Raw genomic sequence first — 24796 nt, 5'->3', positions numbered from 1 at the left:
AAATGACTCCTGGTTGTTGATTTGAAAAATCAGACGGTGGCGGCCGTGCCCAGCAGGGCCGTCACCTGGCTGGAGAGAACGCCGCCGTTGCCGTGACACAGGGCGATCTCTGCGCCCGGTACCTGGCGGTCGCCGGCCTCGGCGCGCAGTTGCTGCACGGCCTCGATCAGCAGGAACATGCCGTACATGCCAGGGTGACAGCACGACAGACCGCCGCCATTGGTATTGACCGGCAAATCGCCCCCCGGTGCGATGCGCCCGTTGCGCACGAAAGCGCCACCTTCTCCCTTGGCGCAAAAGCCCAGGTCTTCGAGGAACAGCAGCGTGTTGATGGTGAAGGCGTCGTACAACCCCAGCACGTCCACGTCCTTCGGTGCCAGACCGGCCATGGCAAAGGCGCGCGGCCCGGACTCGGCGGCTGCGGTGACAGTCAGGTCGGGCATGGAGCCGATCTGGCGGTGCCAGGTGGCCGCAGCCGTGCCTAGGACATAGACCGGCGGTTTGGGAAAGTCGCGTGCCCGCTCGCTGCGCACCAGCACCAGGGCGCCGCCGCCGTCGGTGACCAGGCAGCAATCGAGCACCGACAGCGGATCGCTCACCAGCCGCGAAGCCAGCACCTGTCCGATGCTGAGTGGATCTCGCGTGTGGGCCAGCGGATTGAGTTGTGCCCACTGGCGCGCTGCCACCGCGATGTGCGCCAGGTCCTCGCGCGTGGTGCCGTATTGGTGCATGTGGCGCGCTGCGGCCAGGGCGTAGCTGGAGATCGGGTAGCGTGGCTCGTATGGCGCCTCGTACAAGGGCGTTTCGGCCATCGACTTGAGCTTGCCGAAGCCCGAGCCCTGGTTGCTGCCGTAGCAAATGAGCGCCACGTCGCACTGGCCGGTGTGCAGCGCCATGGCCGCAGTGAGCAGGTGGCCCACATAAGACGAGCCGCCGACCATCGTGGCTTCGCAGAACTTGGGATGGATACCCAGATATTCGGCCACCGATAAACCTGCAAGGAAGTGATAGGACGAGCCGGTGAACAGGCCATCGACATCGGACAGCTTCAAGCCTGCATCGGCCAGCGCGCCGTGCACCGCTTCGCCCAGAATTTCGAGCGCGCTGCGACCGGGGGCCATGGGCACGCCGCCCAGGCTGGCACCCACGATGGCGGCCGCGCCGCGCAGGGGAGAGATGGTGCTCATGGAGGACCTTCGTGCTGCGCACTGCGGTGCGAGCTTGCTTGGGAACGGCCCGACGCGGCGCTCATGGTGTGGCGCCCTCGGGGATGAAGACCAGCAACTTGCCCTTGGCAGGATCGTCGATCACGCGCGCCTGCACCCGCATGCCGATGCGCACCTGGTCGGGTGCAATGCCATCGATGCGCGACATCAGCCGCGGCCCTTCGGCTAGGTCCACCAGCGCCACGTTGTAGTCGCCACCGGCTTGCGGCTTGCGGCGCACCGTGGTGCTGGAATAGACGCAGCCGACCCCGCTGGGTTCAATCCAGTCGAGCTGGGCCGAGCCGCAATGGGTGCACAGCGCGCGCGGATAAAACACATGCTGACCGCAGGCGCTGCAACATTGGATTTTAAAGCGACCTTGCGCCAACCCTTGCGCGAACAGCGCGTCCGGGCCGCAGCCGTCAAATGCCGGATAGCCCGATGCGCTCATGACGGCAACTTCAGCACGCTGGAAGCCAGGATGTTGCGTTGCACTTCGTTGCTGCCGCCGTAGATGGTGGCCGGGCGCGCATTGTAGAAGGTGGTCAACGCATCGGTTTTGCCACCGGGCAGGGCTGTGGAGCCGGGCGTGCCGCCACTCGATCCCATGACATCGACCAGCAGGTCGGCCAGCCGCGAATAGGTTTCGGTGGCGAACAGCTTGAGCATCGAGACATCGGGTCCCAGGGTTTCGCCGCGCTTGACTTGATCGATGAAACGGCCATAGAGCGCGCCCAGGTCGGACACGTCCAGCGCCAGCTTGGTGTAGCGGTCCACGAAGCCGGTGTCTTCGAACAGGCCGAGGCGCTGCGCGGCTTCCTGCACGCGCGCCAGCGCGTACTGGCTTTGTTTGGGGCTGCCCAGGAAGATGCGCTCGAATCCGAGCAGCGCCTTGGCGATGGTCCAGCCCTTGTTAAGCTCGCCGACGATGCTGGTGCGCGGCACGCGCACGTTTTCCAGGAAGACCTCGCAGAAGTCTTCGCTGCCCGCGATGTTGCGGATGGGGCGCACCGTGATGCCCGGCGTGTTCATGTCGACCAGCAAAAAGCTGATGCCTTCCTGCTTCTTGGCCGATTTGTCGGTGCGCACCAGCAGGAAAAAGTGGGTGGCGTCCTGTGCCAGCGTGGTCCAGGTCTTTTGCCCGTTGACGATAAAATCGTTGCCATCGACCACCGCCTCGGTGCGCAGACTGGCCAGGTCGGAGCCCGAATTGGGTTCCGAGTAACCCTGGCACCAGATGTGCTCACCGGAAATGATCTTGGGCAGGTAGTAGGCGCGCTGGGCGTCGTTGCCATGGTTGATCAGCAGCGGGCCGACCATGGTGATGCCCATGTCGGGCGCGCGCGCCACGCCCCAGCGCTCCTGCTCTTCAATGAAGATGATGAGTTTCTCGGGTGAGAGTCCCATGCCGCCGTACTGCGTGGGCCAACTCGGCGCGACCCAGCCTTTTTCTGAAAGCCTCAGGTACCAAGGGCCGATTTCGGACCAGCGCAGGCGCCGTTGCGGGTAGCGCCATTCGCTGGGGAAATGTTCTTCAAAGAATTCGCGCAGTGTGGCGCGAAAGCTGGCGTTGTCGAACGCATTCCAGTCAGTGGAAGTGGAGGCGGTGGTGTTCATGCGTGCTCCTGCGCGGTGGCGTTTTGGGTGAGGTTGGCGTAGCGGCGGCGCTGCTGGTTGCCATTGCCCAGCCAGGCGGCCAACACCAGAGCACGCTGCAGATACAGGCCCAGGTCGTATTCGTCGGTGACGCCGATGGCGCCGTGCAGTTGCACCGCCTCCCGCGCCACCTGCAGCCCCGCATCCGACGCGCGCGACTTGACGCGGCTTGCCAGGGCAGAGCGCGCGCTGGCGTCGGCGGCCGGGTCATCTAGCAGGGCCAGAGCCTGCGTCACCACGCTGGCAGTCAGTTCCTGCTGAATCAACAGGTCCACAGTGCGGTGCTGCAGTGACTGGAAGCTGCCTATCGGCTTGCCGAACTGGATCCGCGTTCGCAGGTAGTCTTGTGTCATGGTCAGCATGCTGCGCACAAGGGCCAGCAGTTCAACGCTGGCCAGTACCAGGGTTTCGTCGTAGGCGCGGGTCAGCGCGGCCGCGGCGGCGGCCCCTTCGGCCAGCAGGTGGCTGGCGGGCAGGCGAACGCTGTTCAAGTTGAGCTGTGCTGCATAGCTGCCGTCGGCCAGCGGCTGGCTCGACAGGGTAAGGCCGGATGCATCTGCCGGCACCCACACCAGGACCAGACCTTGTGGGTTGGTGGCGCTGACGATGTAGCCGTCGGCCCCGGCACCGGGGCGTACATGGCGCTTGTAGCCATGTATCAGCAGGGAGTCGCCCTGGCGCTCCAGCCGGGTCGCGGCCAGACCGGGCTGGTCTTTCGCGCCGGTTACATCTTCCTGCCAGGCCACGGCGGGTAGCGTGCGACCCTCGGCGAGTTCGGTCAAGAGACGCATCGATAGCTCGGTGGCACCCACATGGGACAGCAGCCGGCCGGCAAACACCAGCACCGGCACCACCGGTTCGGGCGCGACCTGAGAAGCCAGGGCGGCCGCCACCTCGGCCATCTCAGCGAAACCCTGGGCGTAGCCGCCCAATTGTTCGGGCACCAGCAGCCCGGTCCAGCCCTGCTCGGCCAGGGCGCTCCAGAAGCGGCGGTCGTAGCCCGGCACCTGTTGGCGCAGGGCGCGGGCACGGTTGAGTGGTGATTCTTTGGTGACGAAACTTAGCGCGCTTTCGCGCAGCATGGTCAGTTGTTCAGCGCGTTCGCTGTCGTGGGTGGTAGTCATGATGGGGTGGGTGCTGGCCTGGGTAAAAATTGGGTATTGCTGGCCTCAGCGGGAAGAAAATCGGTCGCGAGCTCGTGAATGTCAATAGGATTTAGGCAGGCCCAGCACCTTCTCAGCGATGAAGCACAGGATGAGTTGCGGGCTGATCGGCGCGATGCGCGGAATCATCATTTCGCGCAGATAACGCTCGACGTGGTATTCCTTGGCATAGCCATAGCCGCCCAGCGTGGCCATGGCGCGCTGGCAGGCGTTGAAACCAGCCTCGGCCGCCATGTACTTGGCAGCATTTGCGTCGGCGCCGCAGGGCAGGCTGTTGTCGTATTTCCAGGCCGCGCGCATCGCCATCATTTCAGCGGCCTCAAGCTCCATCCATGATTGCGCCAGCGGATGCTGGATAGACTGGTTCTGCCCGATGGGCCGGTCAAAGACCACGCGCTCGCGGGCGTACTTGACGGCTACCTGCAGCGCCGCCCGACCCAGGCCGACGGCCTCGCCCGCGATCAGCACCCGCTCCGGGTTCATGCCATGCAGGATGTACTCAAAGCCGCGGCCTTCTTCGCCGATGCGGTCTCCTACCGGCACGCGCAAGCCGTCGATGAAGAGTTCGTTCGAGTCGACCGATTTGCGTCCCATCTTTTCGATTTCGCGCACCTCGACAAAACTGCGGTCGAGGTCGGTGTAGAACAGGCTCAGGCCGAAGGTCGGTTTCTTGCAGTCCTCGATCGGAGTGGTGCGCGCCAGAATGAGCATCTTCTCTGCCACCTGGGCGGTCGATATCCAGACCTTCTGGCCAGACAGCACATAGTGGTCGCCTGCCCGTTCGGCGCGGGTTTTCAGACGGGTGGTGTTCAGGCCGGTGTTGGGCTCGGTGACGGCGAAGCAGGCCTTCTCCTTGCCCTGGATCAGCGGAGGCAGCATGCGGCGTTTCTGCTCCTCGTTGCCAAACACCGCCACGGGCTGCAAGCCGAAAATGTTCATGTGCACCGCCGATGCGCCAGACAGCCCCGCACCCGACTGTGAGATGGTCTGCATCATCACGGTCGCTTCACTGATGCCCAGTCCGACGCCGCCATATTCCTGTGGCAGACAAACGCCGAGCCAGCCGCCGTCGGCTAGAGCGCGGTGCAGCTCATGCGGAAAGCCGCCCAGCCGGTCCCGTTCGAGCCAGTAGCTGTCGTCAAAGCGAGCGCAGATTTTGCCGATTGCTTCGCGTATCGCTTCATGTTCCTGGTTGTGGGCGAAATCCATGGTGGTGTTCCAGTGGACTCAAATCGCCAGACCGAGGCGTGTGCCTTGGTCAATGGCGCGCAAGGCGTCGAGTTCGGCGGCCAGCTCGGCGCCGCCGATGACATCGGGCGCCAGGCCGAGCGCGCGCAATTCGGCGACCAGCGCGTTCTCGCTGTCCTGGCCGGCGCAAATCACGATGGTGTCCACGTTCAGCGTCTGCGGTACACCGTTGACGCGCAGGTGCAGCCCGGCGTCATCGATGTGTTCATAGACGCATCCTGGCAGCGTGCGCAGGCCGCGCCGCGCCAGCTCGGCCTTGAGTGCCCAGCCAGTGGACATACCCAGACTGCGTCCAGGCTTTTCAGGTTTTCTCTGCAACAGGGTGACTTCGCGTGGCGCGCTGATTGGCTGTGCCGGTTTGAGGCCACCCGCAGCTGCGGGCGAGGTATCGACGCCCCATTCAGCGTAAAACTGCTCAAGCGCCTGAGGCGCGTTGGCAGCATTACCCTCATGCTCGTCATGCAGCAGGAAGGTGGCTACATCGAAACCGATGCCACCGGCGCCGATCACCGCGACCCGGCGGCCTGCCTGCACCCGACCCGACAGCAGATCGGCATAGCTCATCACTTTCGGGTGAGCCATGCCCAGGAGCTGCGGCAGGCGCGGGCGCACGCCGGTGGCTATCACGATGCGGTCGTAGTGACCGGCAGCTAGAGATGGGGCATCCGCCCGGCTGTTGAGCCTGAGCGTCACGCCATGCCGAGCCACGCCTTGCCTGAAATAGCGCAACAGTTCGTTGAACTCCTGCTTGCCCGGCACGGCCCGGGCCAGGTTTAACTGGCCGCCAATCTCGGGTCCAGCCTCGAACAGGGTGACCGCATGACCGCGTTCCGCCGCAGTCAGCGCGCAGGCCAGTCCGGCCGCGCCGGCACCGATCACCGCCACCTTGCGCTGCATGGCCCGTGACGGCATCAGCGAGAACTCCAGCTCGCGCCCGGCGCGTGGATTGACCAGACAGGTGGCGGGGCGGTCGGCGAAGATGTAGTCGAGACAGGCTTGGTTGCAGGCGATGCAGGTGTTGATCTCATCGGCGCGGCCCTGCGCCGCCTTGCGTACGAAGTCGGCATCGGCCAGGAAGGGGCGCGCCATCGACACCATATCGGCGTCACCGCTGGCCAGGATTTCTTCGGCCAGATCGGGCGTGTTGATCCGGTTGGAGACGATGACAGGAATCGTCACTGCTTGTTTGATGCGGGCCGCCGCAAAGCGCCACGCCGCGCGCGGCACCACGTAGGCAATGGTCGGGATGCGCGCTTCGTGCCAGCCGATGCCTGTATTGAGGATGTCAGCGCCTGCGGCCTGCACCGCCTGGGCGAGCTGGATGATGTCGTCAGCCGGGGCACCGCCCTCGACCAGATCGAGCGCCGAAACCCGATACATGAGCAGAAACTGCGACCCCAGGCGTTCGCGCGTGCGCCGCACGATCTCCACCGGCAGGCGATGACGATTTTCCATGCTGCCGCCAAATTCGTCGCTGCGGTTGTTCGTGCGCGTGACGGTGAACTGGTTGAGCAGGTAGCCCTCCGAGCCCATGATCTCGACGCCGTCGAAGCCGGCGCGTTGCGCCAGTTCGGCACAGCGTACATAGTCTTCCACCGTTTGCCAGACTTCGGCCGTGCTCAAGGCGCGAGGCGCGCGGGAGTTGATCGGGGAGGGGATGTCAGAAGCGCCCACTGGCCTGGCGACTTTTGCGTAGCGCCCTGTGTGCAGGATTTGCAGAATGATCTTGCCGCCCTCGGCGTGCACCGCCTGAGGGATCGGTCTGAGCACATCGGCTTGTGCCGTCGTGATAAGCAGGGGACCCGTTTCATCCAGCAGGCCATCCTGGCAGGGGGCATAGCCGCCCGTGACAATCAGGCCCGCGCCGCCGCGTGCGCGCTCGGCATAGAACAGGGACAGCCGGTCGATCGACCGGTCCAGCGACTCCAGACGTGTGTGCATCGATCCCATCAGCGTTCGGTTGCGAAGGGTGTGCGCGCCTACCTTCAGGACGGAGAGTAGCGTCGGAAAGAAAACAGTGGCTTCGGTGGACATGGGGAACGCCTCTTTAAAAATCTAACTAACACCTGTTCGATGATATCATGCGACAACGACCAGCCATGCAATTGGCGAGCACCTCAAATTCTTCGTCCGGATTGACGGTGTGATGCAGGCGGCGATTTCGACAACAGTCAGTCAGGAGATTTACCCATGATGTTCGACGATGACCAGATTGCGCTGCGTGACGTGGCGCGCCGCTTTGCACGAGAGAAGCTCAGGCCCGATTACCAGAAGCGCGAATCGCAACCTGGCATCGACCGGGCCTTGTTCAAGGAAATGGGTTCGCTCGGTCTGATCGGTGTTGATCTGCCCGAGGAATATGGCGGCTTGGGCCTCAGTGGCGTCACGGCCGGCATGATCACCGAGGAAATTGCCTATGGTGACTTCAACGTCAGCTACATGCAGCTGCTCAGTTCGCTGATGGGCGCCATCATCCATGCCAATGCGTCCCCCGAGCTGGCGCGCACCTGGAACAGCCGGATCGTGGCGGGCGAGGCCATCGTCGCGCTGGGTCTGACCGAACCACGGGGCGGCTCGGATGCCGCCAATCTGCAACTCAAGGCGCGTCGCGTGGGCGACGAGTACGTGCTTTCCGGCGAGAAAACCTCCATCACTTTTGCCGACCAGGCCGATGCCATGGTGTTGTTCGCACGCACCGGAAAGCCCGAGGATGTCGCACGAGGCATCAGCGCCTTCCTGGTCGATCTGAATCAGCCCGGCGTGCAACGCACGCGCTTCAACGATGTTGGTAGCAAGATCATCGGCCGTGGTTCGGTGTTTTTCGACGATGTGCGGGTGCCGGTCGAGAACCGGCTGGGCGAGGAGGGCAAAGGCTTCACGCAGGTGATGCAGGGCTTTGACTTCAGCCGCATCCTGATCGCGCTGCAGTGCGTGGCCGCCGCGCAGGCCTCGATCGACGAAGCCTGGGAATACGTGAAGGAACGCCAGACCTTTGGCGCGCCGCTGGCGCAGTACCAGGGCGTGAGCTTTCCCCTTGTCGAGTTCGAGACCCTGATCGCCGCTTGCCGCCAGCTCTGCTACCACGGCCTGGCCCTGCGCGATGCCGGTCAGCCGCACACCGCGGAAGCGGCCATGGTCAAGTGGATGGGCCCCAAGACCGCTTTTGACGCGATTCACCAGTGCCTGCTGACCTTTGGGCACTATGGCTGGTCGATGGACCTGCCTCACCAGCAGCGCCTGCGCGACGTGATGGGCCTGGAAATCGGCGACGGAACGGCGCAAATCATGAAGCTGATCGTTGCCCGCGAGCGCGTGGGACGCGCCGCCGTGCAGTACGCCAAGGAGAGCAAGAAATGATTCAGACATCCCCAGTGGAGATCAGCCGTGCCGGCGCCGTTGGAATTATCGAGTTAGCCCGCCCCGAAAAATTCAATTGCCTGTCGATGTCCGTTCATGCGGCCATCGAGGCCGCCATCGACGGATTCGAGAAATCCGACTCCGGTGTGCGCGCCATTCTGATCCGGGCGCAAGGCAAGCACTTCTGCACCGGCGCCGATCTGGATGAGGTGAAGTCGCTGCGTGGCGATCCAGCCAGGCTCAAGCACTTCATCAGCTATGGTCACAGCGTGCTCAAGCGCCTGGAACGCAGCGATTTGCCGGTGGTGGCGGCCTGCCAGGGTCTGACCCTGGCCGGTGGCAGCGAACTGATGCTGGCCTGCGACATCATCTTTGCGGCCAAGGACGCGCGCTTTGGCGACCAGCATGCCCAGTTCGGCCTGATTCCCGGGTGGGGCGGCAGCCAGCGCATGCCACGCATTGCGGGTCTGCGCCGTGGCCTGGACCTGTTCTTTTCGGCGCGCTGGATCGATGCCGCCACCGCCGAGCAGTGGGGGCTGGTGAACTATGTGGTCGAGCCTGAGCAGTTGGGTGAAGCGGCGCTGGCGTATTGCAGCAAGATCGCCACGCGCAGCCGCATCGGCATGGCCACCATGAAACGTTTGGCACGGCAAGGCATGGAGGGTTCGTCGGAGGTCGGTCTCCAGCTTGAGGAAGACCTGGCCAGCGCGGCTCTGCTCGATGACGACGTCAGCGAAGGTCTGGCGGCCTTCGAGGCACGCCGTACACCGGTGTTCAAGGCCTGAGCGGCTGAATGCTTTGTCTCGCGAATAGGCGCAATCACATATGACCATCCTTTCCTCCCGCATATCGACTTCCGACGACGAATTTCGGCTCAACCAAAAAGCCTACCAGGCCGTGATTGCGGACCTGCAAAGCCGTCGCCAACTGGCGCTGGCCGGAGGCCCCCCGAAAGCGCGGGAAAAACACCTGGCGCGCAACAAGATCCTGCCGCGCCATCGCGTCGAAGTGCTGCTCGATCCAGGTTCGCCTTTCCTAGAGGTCGGCATGCTTGCCGGCGAGGGCATGTACGACGGCGTGCCGCCGGGTGCCAGCATCATCACCGGCATCGGTCTGGTGCAGGGCCGTCCGTGCATGATCATTGCCAACGACGCCACCGTGAAGGGTGGCACCTACTACGGCATGACCTGCAAGAAGCATGTGCGGGCGCAGCAAATTGCCTGGGCACACCGCTTGCCCTGCATCACGCTGGTGGACAGCGGTGGCGCCTTCCTGCCTGAGATGGCCAACATCTTTCCCGATGTGGGGCAGTTCGGCAGCATTTTCAACAACCAGGTACGCATGTCGGCCGAGGGTATCCAGCAGATTGCCGTGGTGATGGGGCCTTGCACGGCGGGTGGCGCCTACATCCCGGCGCTGTGCGACGAGGCGGTGATTGTCAAGGAACAAGGCTATATGTACCTCGGTGGCCCCGAGTTGACCTTTGCCGCCACCGGCGAGACGGTGGATGCAGAGTCGCTGGGCGGCGCCAAGATGCACTGCAGCGTCAGCGGTGTCACTGATCATATTGCCGAAGATGACCGCCACGCGCTGGCCATCACGCGTGAAATCGTACGGGACCTGGGTGAGCAGCCCAAGCCACGCTGGACGCGTCAGCCGTCGGTGCCTCCGCGCTTCGATCCGCGCGAGATTTACGGCATCATCAGCCGCGACACCAAAATCCCGACCGACACGCGCGAGATTCTGGCGCGTTTCGTCGATGACAGCCGGTTCCAGGAATTCAAGCCGATGTACGGCGACACCCTGCTGACCGGCTTTGCTCGCATCCATGGCCACGAGGTTGGCATCCTGGCCAACCAGGGCGTGCTGTTCCCGGAAAGCGCGATGAAGGCGGCGCACTTCATCGATCTGTGCTGCCAGCGAGACATCCCTCTGCTGTTCATGGCCGACGTGACCGGCTTCATGGTCGGGCGCGCCGCCGAGCAGGCTGGCATTGCCAAAGCCGGGGCCAAGATGATCACGGCGATGGCCTCGGCCAACGTGCCCAAGTACACCATCATCATGGGCGCCTCTTACGGTGCAGGTTACCTGGCGATGTGTGGCCGCCCGTTCAACCCGACCGCGATGTTTGCTTGGCCGACCGGCCGCGCGGCCATCATGGGTCCGGATCAGGCCGCCACGGTGATGGCACTGGTGCGCAGACAGATCAACAAGACCGAGGGAAAAGAGTGGACGCCCGAGGAAGAAGAGGCGTTCAAGGCGCCGGTACGCAAGATTTACGAAGACTTCCAGCCTGCTGCGAACTTCTCCTCGAATTTGTGGGTGGACGGCATCATCGATCCGGTGGAAACACGCGACGCCATGGGACTGCTGCTCGACCTCGCATCCCGGACTGCCGCCAAACCGACGCCGTTCGGTGTCTTCCGTTTTTAACCAGGACGCCAGCCATGCAACGCATCCACACCGTCTTGATGACCCACTTCGCCGCAGGAGTTGGGCATGCTTAAGAAAGTCCTCATTGCCAACCGCGGCGAGATCGCCTGCCGCATTGCCCGCACCTGCCGCAAGCTCGGCCTGGAAGTGGCCACCGTGCACTCCAGTGCCGACCGGTTTGCCCGCCATGTGCGTGAGATCGGTGAATCGGTCGAACTCGGGGGTGCAGCGCCCAGCGAGAGTTATCTGAACATCGATGCCATCATCGCGGCGGCCCGGCGTGTGGGCGCCGACGCCGTTCATCCGGGCTACGGTTTTGTCTCGGAAAATCCGGCCTTTGTGCGCGCACTGGATGCGGCTGGCTTGACCTTCATTGGACCCCGGGCCGACACCATCGAGCGCGTCGGCGGCAAAGCCAGTGCCAAGCGCGAGGCAGCCCGTCTCGGCGTGCCGGTCATTCCCGGCAGCGAAAGCGGCATGACCGACCCAGCCGAGGTGTTGAATCTGGTGCGCGGTATGAAGCTGCCCGTGCTGCTCAAGGCCGTGGCTGGTGGCGGTGGCCGTGGCATGGCGGTGGTCGAGACGCTGGAGGGGCTGGAGTCGCGCATCGAGAGTGCCATGCGTGAGGCCGAAAAAGCCTTCGGCAACGGCGAACTGATCGTCGAGCGCTACCTGCCGCATGTGCGCCACCTGGAGGTGCAGGTGGCCGGTGACGGCCAGGGCCACGCCATTCACCTGTTCGAGCGCGAGTGCACCTTGCAGCGACGCCATCAAAAAGTGATCGAAGAAGCGCCGTCAAGCGGTCTGAGCCCGCGTCTGCGTGAAGCTATCCTGGCCGATGCGGTCAAGCTGGCCTCTGGCGTGAATTACCGCGGCCTGGGCACGGTTGAGTTTGTCGTCACGGGTGAAGAATATTATTTCCTGGAGGTCAATCCTCGCTTGCAGGTCGAACACCCGGTGACCGAAGAAGTCACCGGCCTCGATCTGGTCGAACTGCAACTGCGCATTGCCGACACGGACAGCCTGCCGCTGGCGCAAGCCGACGTGCGGTGCACCGGTCACGCCTTCGAGGCCAGGCTGTGCGCTGAAGACGCCGCTGCGGGATTTTTGCCGGCTACCGGGCGGTTGCAGGTGGTCGATTTTTCGCGCGCGGGCGTGCGCGTCGAGTCCGGGGTAGACAGTGGCGACGAAATCTCGCCGCACTACGACTCGATGATCGCCAAGCTCATCGCGCACGGGCCCGACCGCGAGTCGGCGCGCCGGGCGCTGGTGGCCGGATTGCGCGAAAGCACGGTGATCGGCCTGGTCACCAACCTGGAATTTCTGCATGAACTGCTGGAATGGCCGGAGACCCGCGATGCCACATTTCACACCCGCCTGATCGACGAGCGCCACGCGCAGCGCGGCGTGGTGGCTCCCGCCGCGCCGCCTCTTGAGCATCTGGCTGCTGCCGCGCTGCACTGGCTGGCGCAACGGCGTGCCGAGTCGTCCGCGCTGGGCTGCTGGACCCTCTGGGACGGTTTCACGGGCTGGCGCCTGAGCAGTGGGCCGATTCAGGCCGCACCCCAGCCGGTCCTTGTGTTGAAGGCGGGCGCGGCGGAATGGCCCGTGCGGTTTTCGATGCGCGATGACCAGGGCAGCAGTGCGCTGGTCATTGGCGAGCAAAAGGTGCGCGCTACGCTGCAGCCGCTCGCGGGCGGACGCTTCCTGCTGCAATGTGGTGGGCGGGCGCTGGAACTGACGATCCGGGGCGACGCGTGGCAGGCCGAGCTCGCCAGCGCGTTGGGCAGCAGCTTGTTCACGGCACGACCCTATCTGGGGGGGGGCGCCGGTGACGCTGCCGCCAGCGGTCAATTGGGCGCGCCAATGATGGGCAAGGTGGTGGCGGTCAAGTCGGCGGTCGGTGAGAAGGTTTCCATCGGCCAGACCGTGATCGTGCTCGAATCGATGAAGATGGAGCTGCACGTCATGGCGCCATTCGAAGGCAGCCTGAGCAGCCTGCGCTGCCGGGTCGGCGACATGGTTGAGCGCCACCAAGTGCTGGCCGAAGTCAGCCCGGCTTGATCGAAGGAGGTACAAGCGATGAGCAACTTGCCTACCTCCGTCGAGTTCCATGAGGAGGGACCGCGCGAGGGCTTCCAGATGGAGCCAAAAACCTATCCGCTGGCGGACCGCGCCGCGCTGATTGATGCCTTGAGCCTCTCGGGTCTGAGGCAGATCCAGGTTGCGTCCTTTGTCAGTGCGCGCGCGGTGCCGCAGATGGCCGACACGTCCGAATTGTTCGCCGCCATCATCAAGCGCCCTGGTACCCGCTACACGGCGCTTTGGCTCAACGACAACGGCTTCGAGCGGGCGCGCGCCTGTGAACAGGTGGATCTGGACGGCAAGCTGATGTTCTACACAACCGAGCCGTTTTCGCAGCGCAACAACAATTGCAGCGTGGCCGAGATGCGTGAACGCCAGCTCGGCTGGCTGGACCGCTACATCGCCCTGGGCATTCCGGTGGAAAAGGCCTACGTGATCACGGCCTTTGGCTGCAATCTCGGTGGCGCCGTGCCGCTGTCGGTCCTCACCGATCAGGTCCGCTGGCTGGTCGATGCCTGCGCCGACCGGCGTGTGCCGCTGCCGGCGGTCTACTTGGCCGACACCATGGGCTGGGCAAATCCCGAGGAGATCAAGCGCCGCGTCGGCGCGGTGCGCGCGATCGTGCCGGAGGCTCAGATCGGCCTGCACCTGCACGACACGCGCGGCGTCGGCGGTGCCAACGTTTATGCCGCCTTGCAAATGGGCGTGCGGCTGTTCGACAGTTCGGTCGCCGGTCTGGGCGGCTGTCCGTTCGCGGGTCACACGCACGGTGGCGCGGCCGGCAATATCTGCACCGAAGACATGGTGTTCATGTGCCAGGAACTGGGCATCGAGACCGGCATCGATTTAGAGGCGCTGATCGAGGCGTCCCTTCTGGCCGAACGCGTCATCGGCCGCACCCTGTCGGGCCATGTGATGCACAGCGGCTCGCTCAAGGGATTTCGCGCCGGCCAGCGAATGCAAGAGATTTGTGGGGCGGTGCGCTGAATCACATGACAAGGAGAAGGTCATTGGTCGAGTACAGGACAAGGTCATTCTTGTGACGGGCAGTGCGATGGGCATGGGCCAGGTCCACTGCGAGCTGCCTGTCGCGGACATGAACGCCGGGATTGGCGAAACCGTCGCGGCGGGCGTTCGCCAGCGCGGCGGAGTGGGACCGCATGTTCAACGTCAACGTGCGCTACCCCTTTTTCGGCACGCGGACGGGGGTGCCGACGATGAAGCAGGCAGGTGGTGGCTCGATCATCAACATCCTGTCTATCTACGGCCGTTAGGCGCACCCTGTGCCTATGGGGCTTCCAAGGGCGAGGTACGGCTGTTCAGTATGGCCAGCGCGCCCTATCTCGCCCCTTTCAATATTCGTGTCAATTCGGTTCACCTTGGCGCCATCGAGACGCCGATGACCAAGGACTTGTTGAGCGATCCGGCCGATCACAAATCGCTGCTCGGCACCACTCCAATTGGGCGGGCGGTGCAGCATCAGGAAGTGTCGGCGGTGGTGCTGTTCCGGGGCCTCCGATGAGTCGTCCACCGTCATGGGTGCCGAGTTGGTGGTCGATGGTGGCTACGCCGCGGTCTGACCGCGCTTCAAAGGACGAAACAGGATGTCCGTGATTCAAACGCTGGTCGATGTGCAAGGTCCGAGCTTCCGCGACAACCTTGCACACCACGCGGGCCAGATCGCTCTTCTGCGCGCACGCCTGGCCGAGGTGGCCACCGGCGGGCGCGACGCGCACATCCAGCGCCACCGCGAGCGCGGCAAGCTGCTGGTGCGCGAGCGCATCGACTTCATCGTCGATGACGGTAGCGCCTTCCTGGAACTCTCGCCGCTGGCGGCCTGGGATCAGTATGGCAACGAGGTGCCGGGTGCGGGCATCGTCACCGGCGTCGGGATGGTGGCCGGGCGGCCCTGCATGTTCATTGCCAACGATGCCACCGTCAAGGGCGGCTCGTTCTTCCATGAAACCGTTAAAAAACACATACGGGCGCAGGAGATTGCCCAGCGCCTGCGCCTGCCTTGCCTGTACCTGGTGGATTGCGGCGGCGCCTTTTTGCCGGAGCAGGACCGCGTGTTTCCCGACAAGGACCACTTCGGCAACAGCTTCCACCGCCAGTGCCGCATGTCGCAGGCTGGCCTGCCGCAGCTCTCGGCCGTGTTCGGCGGTTGCACCGCGGGCGGCGCCTACATTCCCGCGCTGTCGGACGAAGTGGTGATGGTGCGCGGTAACGCACGCATTCATCTGGGTGGCCCGTCCATCGTCAAGATCGCGATCAACGAAGTGGTAGACGGCGAAACCCTGGGCGGCGCGGAGATGCACAGCCGTGTCTCCGGTGTCAGCGACCACCTGGCCGAGGACGAGCATCAGGCGCTGGCCATGCTGCGTCAGATCGTCGCCAGCCTGCCGCCCGAGCCGCCCATGGTGCCGCCGCTGCCGCCCAGCGCACCACGTTACGACCCGGTTGAGCTCGATGGCGTCGTAACGGTCGACCCCAAACAGCCCTACGACGCGCGCGAAATCATTGCGCGGCTGCTCGACGGCAGCGCTTTCCACGAGTTCAAACCGTTGTGGGGAGATACGCTGGTGACCGGCTTTGGCGCGATCCACGGCCAGCCGGTCGCCATCCTCGCCAACAACGGCGCGCTGCTGTCCGAGTCGGCCCTGAAGGGCGCGCATTTCATCGAGCTGGCCAACCAGCGCGGAGTACCGCTGCTGTTTTTGCAGAACATCCCCGGCTTCATGGTTGGCACCGAGGCCGAGCGTGGCGGTATTGCCAAGCACAGCGCCAAGATGGTGTATGCCATGGCTTGCGCGCGCGTGCCCAAGCTCACGTTGGTGGTTGGCGGCTCTTATGGCGCCGGCAACTACGGCATGTGCGGCCGCGGCTTTGAGCCCGAATTCCTGTTCGCCTGGCCCAGTGCCAGAGTTGCCACGATGAGCGCCGACATTGCCAGCAACGTGATGGTCGAGCTGGCGCGCTCTAACCTGCGCGGCCCGGCTGATGAGGCGCGGCTGCTGGATATCGAACGCAAGGTACGCGAGCAGTACGCGCGCCAGAGCGATCCCTATTACGCCACCTCCCGGCTGTGGGACGACGGTCTGATCGAACCCTCGGCCTCGCGCGACGTGCTGGGCCTGGCGCTGGCGCTGGCGGCGCGCCGTGCGTTGCCGAGTACGGCAACCCCTGTTTACCGCATGTAAGAGAACCTCTATGAACACCCCCACCTACGAGACCCTGCAACTGGTCGTCGACGCGCGCGGCGTGGCCCGCCTCACGCTCAACCGCCCCGACACTCATAACGCGCTCAACGCCACCCTGATCAGCGAGTTGCGCCGTGCCGTCGATTGGCTGGCCGTAGCGCCGGGCGTGCGCGCGGTGGTGCTCACCGGCACCGGCAAGACCTTTTGCGCCGGTGGTGACCTGGGCTGGATGCAGGACAACATGAAAAAGAGCCGGACCGAGCGCGTGGGCGAAAGCGGCGATCTGGCGCTCATGCTGCGCGCCCTGAACGAGCTGCCTATGCCCGTCATTGGCCGCATCAATGGCCCCGCGTATGGCGGCGGCGTCGGCATGATCTCTGTCTGTGACATCACGATCGCGGTCGATACCGGCATCTACTCGCTGACCGAGGTGCGCCTGGGCCTGCTGCCGGCCAACATCGCGCCCTACGTTGTGGCGCGCATGGGTGAAGCCAACGCCCGGCGCACCTTTCTGACGGCGCGCCGCATGAGCGCGGCAGAGGCGCAGCGCCTGGGCCTGCTCTCAGAAGTGGTGGCGGCCGATCAGCTCGACGCGGCCATTGAACGCGAACTCGCCGACCTGCTGCAGTGCGCGCCCGGCGCGGTGGCGGCCACCAAGAAGCTGGTGGCCTATGTGCAGGCGCACGATCTGCCCACCAACATGATCTACACCGCTGACAAGCTGGCCGACGCCTGGGAAACCGAAGAAGGGCGCGACGGCATTGCAGCCTTTTTTGGCAAGCGGCTGCCGGTGTGGCGGCAGGTCTGAGTGTTGGCATGAAGGCGTGCGACTGATGTTTAACACCCTCCTGATTGCCAATCGCGGGGAGATCGCCTGCCGCATCGCCCGCACCGCGCGCCGCATGGGCTTGCGCACGGTGGCGGTCTATTCCGACGCCGACCGCGAGGCGCTGCACGTGGCCCTGTGCGATACGGCCGTGCGCATCGGAGCGCCGGAGGCCGCGCGCAGCTACCTTGATGCCGCTGCCATCGTGGCCGCGGCGCGTGCCGCCGGTGCGCAGGCCATCCATCCGGGCTACGGCTTTTTGTCGGAAAGCCTGGCCCTGATTGACGCCTGCGAAGCCGTCGGGCTCATTTTTGTGGGCCCCTCGCGCGAAGCGATTCGGCGCATGGGCTCGAAGATCGAATCCAAGCGCATCGCGCTCGGAGCCGGCGTGCCGGTGGTGCCGGGCTACCACGCCGACGACCAGGACTCTGCGGTCTTGCAGGCGGCGGCCGGGGGCATCGGCTACCCGGTGCTGATCAAGGCCTCGGCCGGCGGCGGCGGCAAGGGCATGCGGGTGGTGCGCAGCGCGGCTGACTTCTCGGCCGCGCTGGATACCGTGCGACGCGAAGCGAAGGCTTCGTTCGGCGACGACCGCGTGCTGCTGGAACGCTACCTCGACGAGCCACGCCACCTCGAAGTGCAGTTGCTGGGCGACAAGCACGGGCATCTGGTCCATTTGTTCGAGCGCGAATGTTCGATCCAGCGCAACCACCAGAAAGTGATTGAGGAAGCGCCCGCGCCACACCTGCCTCCCGCCGTGCGCGAGGCCCTGTTTTCGCACGCGCTGACGATCGGGCACGCCATCGGCTACGACAGCACCGGCACCATCGAGTTCATCCACGACAGCCGCAGCGGCGACACCTTCTTCCTGGAAATGAACACCCGGCTGCAGGTCGAGCACCCGGTGACCGAGTTGACGGTCGGTATCGATTTGGTCGAATGGCAGCTGCGGGTGGCCACTGGTGAGCCGCTCGGCTTCGCCCAGCCGGACCTGACGCAGCGCGGCTGCGCGATCGAGGCGCGTGTCTGCGCGGAGAATCCGGCGGCGGGTTTCGCGCCCGAGATCGGCGCCCTGATCGACTACCGCGAGCCGCGCGGCGAGGGCGTTCGGGTCGACAGCGGCATGCGCAACGGCAGTCACGTTACGCCTTATTACGACTCCATGCTGGCCAAGGTAATTGCCCATGCCGACGACCGGCCGACCGCCGCACGGCGGCTCGCCACGGCATTGGACGACACGGTGCTGCTCGGCGTGCACAGCAACCTCGGTTTTCTGGCCGATCTGCTGCGCCATGACCACTTCGCGCAAGTACTCACCACACATTACATCGAACGCGCCTTTCCCACAGGCTGGCAGCCGCGCACGGACGATGGGCTGGCCATCGCGGCTGCCGCCGTGCACGGCGTGCTGATCAAACAGGCGACGGCCGGGCGCTCGGCCTGGCAGTCGCTCGGGGCCTGGCGCGCGGCCGGCGCTGGGAGTGGCACTGGCAGCACACAGGTGCTGCTCGAAGACGAGCAGCGCTGCGTGCATGAAGTCAGCGTCTCGCCGCAGGGTGACAGCTGGCGTGTGTGCGTCGGCGATCGGGAGTTGACCCTGGCGGCGGTATTGGTCGGCGACACCCTGGCGTTGCAGTGCGACGGCCTGACGGTTCGCTTCACGGTGGCGGTGGAGCAGCACGCCAAGCAAGGCGAACGCGTGTGGCTCTCTGGCCTGAGCGGTACGTGGGCCTGGCGCCGGCTCGATCGCTGGCAGCGCGCACTCAAGGGCGCGGCGGGTGCCGATGAGCTGGGCGGCAATCTCCTGCTCGCCCCCATGCCCGGTCTGGTGACGCAGGTGCAGGTCAGTGTAGGCATGAGTGTGAACGCGGGCGACACGCTGGTGCAGATGGAAGCTATGAAGATGGTGCATACGCTGAGCGCGGTAGCGCCGGGACGTGTGGCCGAGCTGCGTTGCCGCGTCGGCGACGCGGTGCGCGGTGGTGATGTGCTGGCGATCATGGAAACAATCGAATCCGAGGAAAAGCAATGAACGAGCCGATTTATTTTGACGAGCAACACCGGCAGTTCCGGGACAACCTGCGCCGCTTTGTCGAGCAGGAAGTAGTGCCGCACGCCGCGCTCTGGGAAGATCAGGGCATGGTGCCGCGCGCGCTGCTGCGCAAGATGGGCGAACTGGGCTATCTGGGCATACGCTACGACGAAAAGTACGGCGGCTCGAAACTCGACACCGTGTACAGCGCCATCCTGGCCGAAGAACTCGGCCGTTCCACTTACGGCGGCTTCGCCGTGACGGTGATGGTGCACACCGACATGGCCTCGCCGCACCTGGCCAACTTTGGCACGCCAGAGCAGCTCGCACGCTACCTGCCGCCCATCATCGGTGGCGAGAAGATCTGCGCTGTGGCGGTCACCGAGCCCGATGCCGGCTCCGACGTGGCCGGCATCCGCACACGCGCGGTGCGCGACGGTGAGCACTGGGTCATCAACGGAAGCAAGATGTTCATCACCAACGGCGTGCATGGCGACGTGTACTTTGTCGCCGCCAAGACCGATCCGAGCGCCAAGGGTTCGCGCGGTATCTCGATCTTCATCGTCGAGAAGGGCACCCCGGGTTTTCGGGTCGGGCGTGCGCTCAACAAGAGCGGCTGGCTGTGCAGCGACACCGCCGAGCTGGTGTTCGAGGACTGCCGCGTGCCGTCCGCCAACCTGCTGGGCGAAGAGAACAAGGGCTTCTACCAGATCATGCGCAACTTCCAGAACGAGCGCATGGTGCTAGGTGCGCAGGTGATGGGCGAGGCCGCACGCGCGATCGAGCTGACGCTGGCCTATGTGCGCGAGCGCAAGGCCTTCGGCGCCACGCTGTGGGACAAGCAGGCGATTCGCCAGCGCATGGCCATGCGGGCAGCGCAGGTGGCGGCGGCCCGCCAGTTGGTTTACCACGCGGCCTGGCTGGACGCGCAGGGGCGCGACTGCGTCAAGGAGGTGTCGATGGTCAAGGCGCTGTGCGGCGAGCTGGTCAACGATGTGGTCTATGACTGCCAGCAGTTCCACGGCGGCTTCGGCTACATGCGCGAGGCCGCGATCGAGCGTATGGTGCGCGACGCACGCGTCCAAGCTATCGGTGGCGGTGCCACCGAGGTCATGCTCGAAGAAGTGGCGAAACGGTTGTGAACATGAGCACCTCTCGAGCTACTTCAGTCATTGACGGGTTGGTCGAGCTGCCTCTGAAGGAGGTCCTGCCCGGCATCCTGATGTTCACGCTGCCGGTGGACTATGGCATCGACCACGTCAACATCTACCTGATTCGCGACAGCGAGGGTTGGTGCCTATTCGACACGGGTGCCGATTGCGAGGCGGCGCGGGCCTTGTGGCTGCGCGCATTGGAAGGCCCGCTGGCGGCTGGCTTGACGCGCATCATCGTCTCGCACCACCACCCCGACCACCTCGGGCTGGCGGTGTGGCTGCACGAGCGCACCGGGGCTCCGATCCTGATGCGCGAGGAGGAGGTGGCGGTGGCGCGGCAGACGCACGTGGTCAGCATCGATGACCGCGCTTACTGTATCGACTTCATGTGCCGCCATGGGGTGGCGCCGGAAGATGCGCATCAGGTGGTGGGCGGGGTGTTGCAAAGCAATATGGCCTGTGCCGTGCCGACTCGCGTCGAGCCGCTCGAAGCCGGCCAGACCTTGCACATCGGCGATCATGCTTTCGACGTGCTGGTGCTTGGTGGACACAGCATTGCCCAAATCTGCTTGTACGAGCCCAAGCTGAAATTGCTGCTCACGGGCGACCAGTTGCTCGAGCGCATCACACCCAACATTGGTGTCTGGCCCTATGGCGAAACCGATCCGCTGCCACGTTACCTGGATAGCCTGCGCACCATTGCGGGACTGGACATCGAGTACGTCTTGCCAGCCCACCACGGCGTCTACCACGCCGGGGTCGAGCGCGCGCATGGACTGGTGGCGCACCACCAGAGGGCACTGCGCAAGTTCTTGGCGCGTCTGGGCGAGGGGGGCATGAATGCCACCGAACTCGGCTACGCCGTTTATGGCGCGCAGAGCGACCCGCTGCATGCTTACCTGGCCATGGGCGAAACCCTGGCGCACCTGCTGTGGCTGCAGCGTGCCGGCCATGTGCGCCATGAAGAAACGCCAGCCGCGACCCGCTGGTATCCGGTGACGGCGGCCAGCGAAGAGCCCACCCTCACCTTGTCTGGAGACATGTCGAGATGACAGAAACACACATCATCAAAGAAGAAGAAATCGCCAAGCGATGGCAAAAGTTCGCCCATGTGTCGCCGTATAACCGCGAACTGGGCTTCCTGCCGCACGCGGTGCACACCGACTGGTGCGTGCTCAAAGTCGAGTACCAGGAAGCACTGGTGGGCGATCCGCAGACCAGGGTTTTGCATGGCGGAGTCATCACTGCGCTGCTCGACGCCGCGCTCGGATTCGCGATTTTCGTCAAGCTGCCGGAGATACGGCCGATGGCCACGCTGGACTTGCGCATCGACTACCTCAAGCCCGCGACGCCCGGGCGGGCGATTCTGGGGGGAGCCGTTTGCTACAAGTTGACTGCAGAACTGGCGTTCGTCCGTGGCGCCGCTTACCACGACACGTTGGACGACCCAATAGCCACCGCAGTCGGCATTTACATGTTTACTTCCGGGCGACCGGTATTGCGCAACGAGGATGTGCCACGATGAAATGGACCGAACAAATTGACCATGCGCGCGCCCAGGGTGACTGGAGCGAAGTGATCCAGGCGGTGCCCTTTGCGCGTTTTCTGGACCTGCGCATTGATGTCAAGGGCGAGGAGTTCACCTGCGTCTTGCCTTTCCAGGAAAAACTGATAGGCAACCCCATGCTGCCGGCTCTGCATGGCGGTGCCACCGGAGGGTTTCTGGAATGCGCCGGATTGTTCTACCTGCTGTGGCACATGGACAGCCGGGACTTGCCCAAGACCATCGATTTCAACATTGATTACCTGCGCTCGGGCCGTCCGCAGGACACCTATGCCAACGTCGTGATGGTCAAGCTGGGCCAGCGTGTGGCGAACCTGCGCATCCAGGCATGGCAATCCAGCCCCGATAAGCCCATCGCCCTTGGCCACGGCAATTTCATGCTGCGAGCCTGAGGGTGCAGAAAGGAAATGTCCATCATGTCTCAATCTACCTACCGTTCCGTGTTCCGCCCTGGCCTGTTTGTTGGTCAAACCGTTATCGTCACCGGTGGTGGCAGTGGCATTGGCCGCTGCACCGCGCACGAACTGGCCAACCTAGGGGCCAGCGTCGCGCTTGTCGGTCGCCGCGTCGAGAAGCTGGAAGCTGTGCAAGCTGAAATCACGCAGGCCGGCGGCCGGGCCAGTATCCACGCTTGCGACATTCGCGACGAGGCGGGCGTCAAGGCCATGATCGCCGACGTGATCGCACAGCACGGCAAGATCGATGGTCTCGTCAACAACGCGGGTGGCCAGTACCCGCAGCCGGTCAAGGACATCAGCCTGAAGGGCTGGGATGCGGTGGTGCGCAGCAACCTCACCGGCGGCTTCCTGGTGGCGCGCGAAGCCTTCAACCAGTCCATGGAGTTCCATGGCGGCGCCATTGTCAACATCATCGCCGACATCTGGGGCGGCATGCCGACCATGGCGCACAGCGGTGCGGCGCGTGCCGGCATGCTGTCGTTCACCGAGACGGCGGCTTGCGAATGGGCCTGCGCCGGCGTGCGTGTCAACGCCGTGGCACCGGGCTGGATTGCCAGCAGCGGCTTTGATACCTACAGCCCCGAGATGCAGGCCGAACTGCGCAGCCTGAAGACCAAGGTGCCGCTGCAACGTTATGGCACCGAGGCCGAGATTTCGGCGGCGATTGTGTTTTTGCTGTGCGAGGCGGCGGCTTTCATCACGGGTTCTTGCATTCGGGTCGATGGTGGCGTGCCCAATGCCCGACCGACCTGGAAATTGCAGGCTCATGATCGATCCAAACCCTTCAATGGCTTTGCGCTGGCCGAACCGCCAAAGTGCCTGAGCGTCAAGGATCAATGACATGGAAGTGACTATGCAAACCCCAATCACCCCTTCGAACGATCCGTCGGCTTATCTCGCGCCCGGCCGCTACGTGGACAGCGATCACTCGGCGGTGATCGCGTTCGCGCACCGGGTGGCCGACCCTGCCATGGCGCCGCGCGAGATCGCAGTCAAGCTCTATTACGCCGTGCGTGACGAGTTTCTCTACGACCCCTACTGCTTTGACACCACGGTCGAGGGTTTGAAGGGCAGTCGCGTGATCGAGGCCGGGCGTGGCTTTTGCGTGCCCAAGGCGGCGCTGCTGGCAGCGGCAGCCCGCGTCCTGGGCGTGCCGGCACGGCTGGGCTATGCCGACGTTCGCAACCACCTGAGCAGCAAGCGCCTGCAAGACATGATGGGCACCGATCTGTTCGTCTTTCACGGTTACACCGAGCTGTGGGTTGACGGGCAGTGGCTCAAGGCCACGCCCGCCTTCAACCGCTCCTTGTGCGAGAAGGCCGGTATCCATCCACTGGAATTCGATGGCCGCGCCGATTCGGTCTTTCATGAATTCGATGTCAGCGGCCGCAGGCACATGGAGTATGTGCACGACCACGGCACTTACGCCGACTTGCCGCGCGATGAACTGCTGGCCTCTTGGCGCGCACATTACAAAACCTTCGCCGACTGGGGACAGACCGCGGACAGCGGGGCCGACTTCGCCCAGGAAGTGGGGCCGTCATCATGACGACGCGCCGGGAATTTCCCGGCTTTGCCGGTGGCTCTCTGGTGGCCGACGTCTATGGCCCAGTCGGCGCGCCCACGGTGTTGCTGCTGCACGGTGGCGGGCAAACCCGCCATGCATGGGGCAAGGCGGCACAGGTGCTGGGCGATGCGGGTTGGTACACCGTGGCGCTGGACTTGCCGGGCCACGGCGACAGCGCCTGGGCCAAGGATGGCGATTACCGCATCGAGACGCTGGCCGACACCATGTGCTGCATCTGGCGCGAACTGGGCACACCGCTGGCGGTGGTCGGTGCCTCGCTGGGTGGCCTCATCAGCATGGCCACCGTGGGCCGCGCCGATGCGCCGCCGATCAACGCGCTGGTGCTGGTGGACATTGCGCCGCGCATGGAAGAAGTCGGTGTCGAGCGCATCGTGCGCTTCATGCGGGCTCGGCCCGATGGTTTTGCGTCACTTGAAGAGGCCGCCCAGCATATCGCCGCCTACCGGGGCCGACCCATGGAAGGACCGGTTGAGGGGCTGAAGAAAAACCTGCGCATGAATGCGCAAGGTCTCTGGAATTGGCATTGGGACCCGCAACTGATGAGCGAGGCCAACCACAACCACCGGCGCGATGCGGACGGCTACGAGCGCGCTTTGCGCGGCCTGCAGGCGCCCACTTTGCTGCTGCGCGGCCAGCGCAGCGACGTCATCAGCGAAGAAGATGCGCGCGCCCTGGTGCAAACCCTGCCGCGGGCGCGTTTTATCGATCTGAAGGGTGCTGGTCACATGATCGCTGGTGATGCCAACGACGCCTTCGCCGCCAGCGTGGCGGCGTTTCTGCACGAAGTGATGCCGTCGACACAGTCCCCGTCGGGTGAAATCTGAACC

At 64.5% G+C, this 24796-nt stretch carries 23 protein-coding genes; 17 read left to right on the top strand and 6 right to left on the bottom strand.

Features of this window, described 5'->3' with window-relative positions; all coding sequences use genetic code 11:
- Window positions 1–29: 29 nt before the first annotated feature.
- The 6 genes from AC07ZS_RS00425 to AC07ZS_RS00400 all read right to left on the bottom strand — a co-directional run bounded on the left by AC07ZS_RS00425 (window position 30) and on the right by AC07ZS_RS00400 (window position 7306).
- Window positions 30–1187 (bottom strand): thiolase family protein, encoded by a 1158-nt coding sequence (locus AC07ZS_RS00425; protein WP_056278218.1) that lies wholly within the window; start codon window positions 1185–1187, stop codon window positions 30–32.
- A 61-nt stretch (window positions 1188–1248) separates the two neighbouring features.
- Window positions 1249–1656: a Zn-ribbon domain-containing OB-fold protein gene (locus AC07ZS_RS00420; protein ID WP_056278216.1), complete on the bottom strand. Its 408-nt coding sequence runs from the start codon at window positions 1654–1656 to the stop codon at window positions 1249–1251.
- Window positions 1653–2822: an acyl-CoA dehydrogenase family protein gene (locus tag AC07ZS_RS00415; protein ID WP_056278213.1), complete on the bottom strand. Its 1170-nt coding sequence runs from the start codon at window positions 2820–2822 to the stop codon at window positions 1653–1655. Before AC07ZS_RS00415 ends, AC07ZS_RS00420 begins: the two co-directional genes overlap by 4 nt.
- The gene (locus AC07ZS_RS00410) at window positions 2819–3985 is read right to left on the bottom strand and encodes an acyl-CoA dehydrogenase family protein (RefSeq protein ID WP_056278211.1); all 1167 of its coding nucleotides are present in this window, start codon (window positions 3983–3985) and stop codon (window positions 2819–2821) included. Before AC07ZS_RS00410 ends, AC07ZS_RS00415 begins: the two co-directional genes overlap by 4 nt.
- A gap of 81 nt (window positions 3986–4066) precedes the next feature.
- Window positions 4067–5233, bottom strand: a complete 1167-nt coding sequence (locus tag AC07ZS_RS00405) for an acyl-CoA dehydrogenase family protein (protein WP_056278207.1) — start codon at window positions 5231–5233, stop codon at window positions 4067–4069.
- 18 nt (window positions 5234–5251) lie between these two features.
- On the bottom strand, window positions 5252–7306 hold the full coding sequence (locus AC07ZS_RS00400) for an NADPH-dependent 2,4-dienoyl-CoA reductase (RefSeq protein ID WP_069047284.1): 2055 nt from the start codon (window positions 7304–7306) through the stop codon (window positions 5252–5254).
- A gap of 156 nt (window positions 7307–7462) precedes the next feature.
- On the opposite strand from AC07ZS_RS00400, the gene AC07ZS_RS00395 reads away from it, so the two are divergent.
- The 17 genes from AC07ZS_RS00395 to AC07ZS_RS00315 all read left to right on the top strand — a co-directional run bounded on the left by AC07ZS_RS00395 (window position 7463) and on the right by AC07ZS_RS00315 (window position 24793).
- The gene (locus AC07ZS_RS00395; RefSeq protein WP_056278202.1) at window positions 7463–8629 is read left to right on the top strand and encodes an acyl-CoA dehydrogenase family protein; all 1167 of its coding nucleotides are present in this window, start codon (window positions 7463–7465) and stop codon (window positions 8627–8629) included.
- Window positions 8626–9414, top strand: a complete 789-nt coding sequence (locus AC07ZS_RS00390) for an enoyl-CoA hydratase/isomerase family protein (protein ID WP_056278198.1) — start codon at window positions 8626–8628, stop codon at window positions 9412–9414. The genes AC07ZS_RS00395 and AC07ZS_RS00390 overlap by 4 nt, the downstream gene beginning before the upstream one ends.
- Window positions 9415–9454: 40 nt before the next feature.
- Window positions 9455–11062 (top strand): carboxyl transferase domain-containing protein, encoded by a 1608-nt coding sequence (locus AC07ZS_RS00385; RefSeq protein WP_056278196.1) that lies wholly within the window; start codon window positions 9455–9457, stop codon window positions 11060–11062.
- A gap of 66 nt (window positions 11063–11128) precedes the next feature.
- Window positions 11129–13126, top strand: a complete 1998-nt coding sequence (locus tag AC07ZS_RS00380) for an acetyl/propionyl/methylcrotonyl-CoA carboxylase subunit alpha (RefSeq protein WP_056278193.1) — start codon at window positions 11129–11131, stop codon at window positions 13124–13126.
- 18 nt (window positions 13127–13144) lie between these two features.
- Window positions 13145–14134 (top strand): hydroxymethylglutaryl-CoA lyase, encoded by a 990-nt coding sequence (locus AC07ZS_RS00375; protein ID WP_056278190.1) that lies wholly within the window; start codon window positions 13145–13147, stop codon window positions 14132–14134.
- A 173-nt stretch (window positions 14135–14307) separates the two neighbouring features.
- Window positions 14308–14421, top strand: a complete 114-nt coding sequence (locus tag AC07ZS_RS00370) for a hypothetical protein (protein ID WP_250637255.1) — start codon at window positions 14308–14310, stop codon at window positions 14419–14421.
- 50 nt (window positions 14422–14471) lie between these two features.
- Window positions 14472–14669 carry an SDR family oxidoreductase gene (locus AC07ZS_RS00365; protein WP_056278186.1) on the top strand — a complete coding sequence of 66 codons (198 nt, stop codon included), beginning with the start codon at window positions 14472–14474 and terminating at the stop codon, window positions 14667–14669.
- A gap of 82 nt (window positions 14670–14751) precedes the next feature.
- Window positions 14752–16347: a carboxyl transferase domain-containing protein gene (locus AC07ZS_RS00360; RefSeq protein ID WP_494796807.1), complete on the top strand. Its 1596-nt coding sequence runs from the start codon at window positions 14752–14754 to the stop codon at window positions 16345–16347.
- Window positions 16348–16357: 10 nt separating this feature from the next.
- On the top strand, window positions 16358–17155 hold the full coding sequence (locus AC07ZS_RS00355; RefSeq protein ID WP_069047281.1) for a crotonase/enoyl-CoA hydratase family protein: 798 nt from the start codon (window positions 16358–16360) through the stop codon (window positions 17153–17155).
- Between the two features lie 25 nt (window positions 17156–17180).
- The gene (locus AC07ZS_RS00350) at window positions 17181–19205 is read left to right on the top strand and encodes an ATP-binding protein (protein ID WP_056278178.1); all 2025 of its coding nucleotides are present in this window, start codon (window positions 17181–17183) and stop codon (window positions 19203–19205) included.
- Window positions 19202–20347 carry an acyl-CoA dehydrogenase family protein gene (locus AC07ZS_RS00345; protein WP_056278176.1) on the top strand — a complete coding sequence of 382 codons (1146 nt, stop codon included), beginning with the start codon at window positions 19202–19204 and terminating at the stop codon, window positions 20345–20347. The genes AC07ZS_RS00350 and AC07ZS_RS00345 overlap by 4 nt, the downstream gene beginning before the upstream one ends.
- Before the next feature lie 2 nt (window positions 20348–20349).
- Window positions 20350–21411, top strand: coding sequence for an MBL fold metallo-hydrolase (locus tag AC07ZS_RS00340; protein WP_056278172.1), 1062 nt, complete (start codon window positions 20350–20352; stop codon window positions 21409–21411).
- Entirely contained in the window at window positions 21408–21884 is a 477-nt protein-coding gene (locus AC07ZS_RS00335; RefSeq protein WP_056278169.1) for a PaaI family thioesterase, read from the top strand. Before AC07ZS_RS00340 ends, AC07ZS_RS00335 begins: the two co-directional genes overlap by 4 nt.
- Window positions 21881–22315 (top strand): PaaI family thioesterase, encoded by a 435-nt coding sequence (locus AC07ZS_RS00330; RefSeq protein WP_056278166.1) that lies wholly within the window; start codon window positions 21881–21883, stop codon window positions 22313–22315. Before AC07ZS_RS00335 ends, AC07ZS_RS00330 begins: the two co-directional genes overlap by 4 nt.
- A gap of 24 nt (window positions 22316–22339) precedes the next feature.
- The gene (locus AC07ZS_RS00325) at window positions 22340–23221 is read left to right on the top strand and encodes an SDR family oxidoreductase (protein WP_056278584.1); all 882 of its coding nucleotides are present in this window, start codon (window positions 22340–22342) and stop codon (window positions 23219–23221) included.
- Window positions 23222–23234: 13 nt separating this feature from the next.
- Window positions 23235–23930, top strand: a complete 696-nt coding sequence (locus AC07ZS_RS00320) for a transglutaminase-like domain-containing protein (protein WP_235501454.1) — start codon at window positions 23235–23237, stop codon at window positions 23928–23930.
- On the top strand, window positions 23927–24793 hold the full coding sequence (locus tag AC07ZS_RS00315; RefSeq protein ID WP_056278160.1) for an alpha/beta fold hydrolase: 867 nt from the start codon (window positions 23927–23929) through the stop codon (window positions 24791–24793). Before AC07ZS_RS00320 ends, AC07ZS_RS00315 begins: the two co-directional genes overlap by 4 nt.
- The last annotated feature ends 3 nt before the right edge of the window (window positions 24794–24796 follow it).

The organism is Hydrogenophaga sp. GW456-12-10-14-TSB4 (assembly GCF_059424305.1).
This window is presented reverse-complemented; position numbering and strand designations above follow the sequence as displayed.

Bases quoted from the DNA above. Each gene is read 5' to 3' on its own strand.
- AC07ZS_RS00380 (WP_056278193.1), top strand. From the start codon at position 11,129: ATGCTTAAGAAAGTCCTCATTGCCAACCGCGGCGAGATCGCCTGCCGC.
- AC07ZS_RS00345 (WP_056278176.1), top strand. From the start codon at position 19,202: ATGAACGAGCCGATTTATTTTGACGAGCAACACCGGCAGTTCCGGGAC.
- AC07ZS_RS00400 (WP_069047284.1), bottom strand. From the start codon at position 7,306: ATGTCCACCGAAGCCACTGTTTTCTTTCCGACGCTACTCTCCGTCCTG.
- AC07ZS_RS00370 (WP_250637255.1), top strand. From the start codon at position 14,308: ATGTTCAACGTCAACGTGCGCTACCCCTTTTTCGGCACGCGGACGGGG.
- AC07ZS_RS00395 (WP_056278202.1), top strand. From the start codon at position 7,463: ATGATGTTCGACGATGACCAGATTGCGCTGCGTGACGTGGCGCGCCGC.
- AC07ZS_RS00335 (WP_056278169.1), top strand. From the start codon at position 21,408: ATGACAGAAACACACATCATCAAAGAAGAAGAAATCGCCAAGCGATGG.
- AC07ZS_RS00385 (WP_056278196.1), top strand. From the start codon at position 9,455: ATGACCATCCTTTCCTCCCGCATATCGACTTCCGACGACGAATTTCGG.
- AC07ZS_RS00360 (WP_494796807.1), top strand. From the start codon at position 14,752: ATGTCCGTGATTCAAACGCTGGTCGATGTGCAAGGTCCGAGCTTCCGC.
- AC07ZS_RS00375 (WP_056278190.1), top strand. From the start codon at position 13,145: ATGAGCAACTTGCCTACCTCCGTCGAGTTCCATGAGGAGGGACCGCGC.
- AC07ZS_RS00355 (WP_069047281.1), top strand. From the start codon at position 16,358: ATGAACACCCCCACCTACGAGACCCTGCAACTGGTCGTCGACGCGCGC.
- AC07ZS_RS00415 (WP_056278213.1), bottom strand. From the start codon at position 2,822: ATGAACACCACCGCCTCCACTTCCACTGACTGGAATGCGTTCGACAAC.
- AC07ZS_RS00325 (WP_056278584.1), top strand. From the start codon at position 22,340: ATGTCTCAATCTACCTACCGTTCCGTGTTCCGCCCTGGCCTGTTTGTT.
- AC07ZS_RS00420 (WP_056278216.1), bottom strand. From the start codon at position 1,656: ATGAGCGCATCGGGCTATCCGGCATTTGACGGCTGCGGCCCGGACGCG.
- AC07ZS_RS00390 (WP_056278198.1), top strand. From the start codon at position 8,626: ATGATTCAGACATCCCCAGTGGAGATCAGCCGTGCCGGCGCCGTTGGA.
- AC07ZS_RS00320 (WP_235501454.1), top strand. From the start codon at position 23,235: ATGCAAACCCCAATCACCCCTTCGAACGATCCGTCGGCTTATCTCGCG.
- AC07ZS_RS00405 (WP_056278207.1), bottom strand. From the start codon at position 5,233: ATGGATTTCGCCCACAACCAGGAACATGAAGCGATACGCGAAGCAATC.
- AC07ZS_RS00365 (WP_056278186.1), top strand. From the start codon at position 14,472: ATGGCCAGCGCGCCCTATCTCGCCCCTTTCAATATTCGTGTCAATTCG.
- AC07ZS_RS00340 (WP_056278172.1), top strand. From the start codon at position 20,350: ATGAGCACCTCTCGAGCTACTTCAGTCATTGACGGGTTGGTCGAGCTG.
- AC07ZS_RS00350 (WP_056278178.1), top strand. From the start codon at position 17,181: ATGTTTAACACCCTCCTGATTGCCAATCGCGGGGAGATCGCCTGCCGC.
- AC07ZS_RS00425 (WP_056278218.1), bottom strand. From the start codon at position 1,187: ATGAGCACCATCTCTCCCCTGCGCGGCGCGGCCGCCATCGTGGGTGCC.
- AC07ZS_RS00330 (WP_056278166.1), top strand. From the start codon at position 21,881: ATGAAATGGACCGAACAAATTGACCATGCGCGCGCCCAGGGTGACTGG.
- AC07ZS_RS00410 (WP_056278211.1), bottom strand. From the start codon at position 3,985: ATGACTACCACCCACGACAGCGAACGCGCTGAACAACTGACCATGCTG.
- AC07ZS_RS00315 (WP_056278160.1), top strand. From the start codon at position 23,927: ATGACGACGCGCCGGGAATTTCCCGGCTTTGCCGGTGGCTCTCTGGTG.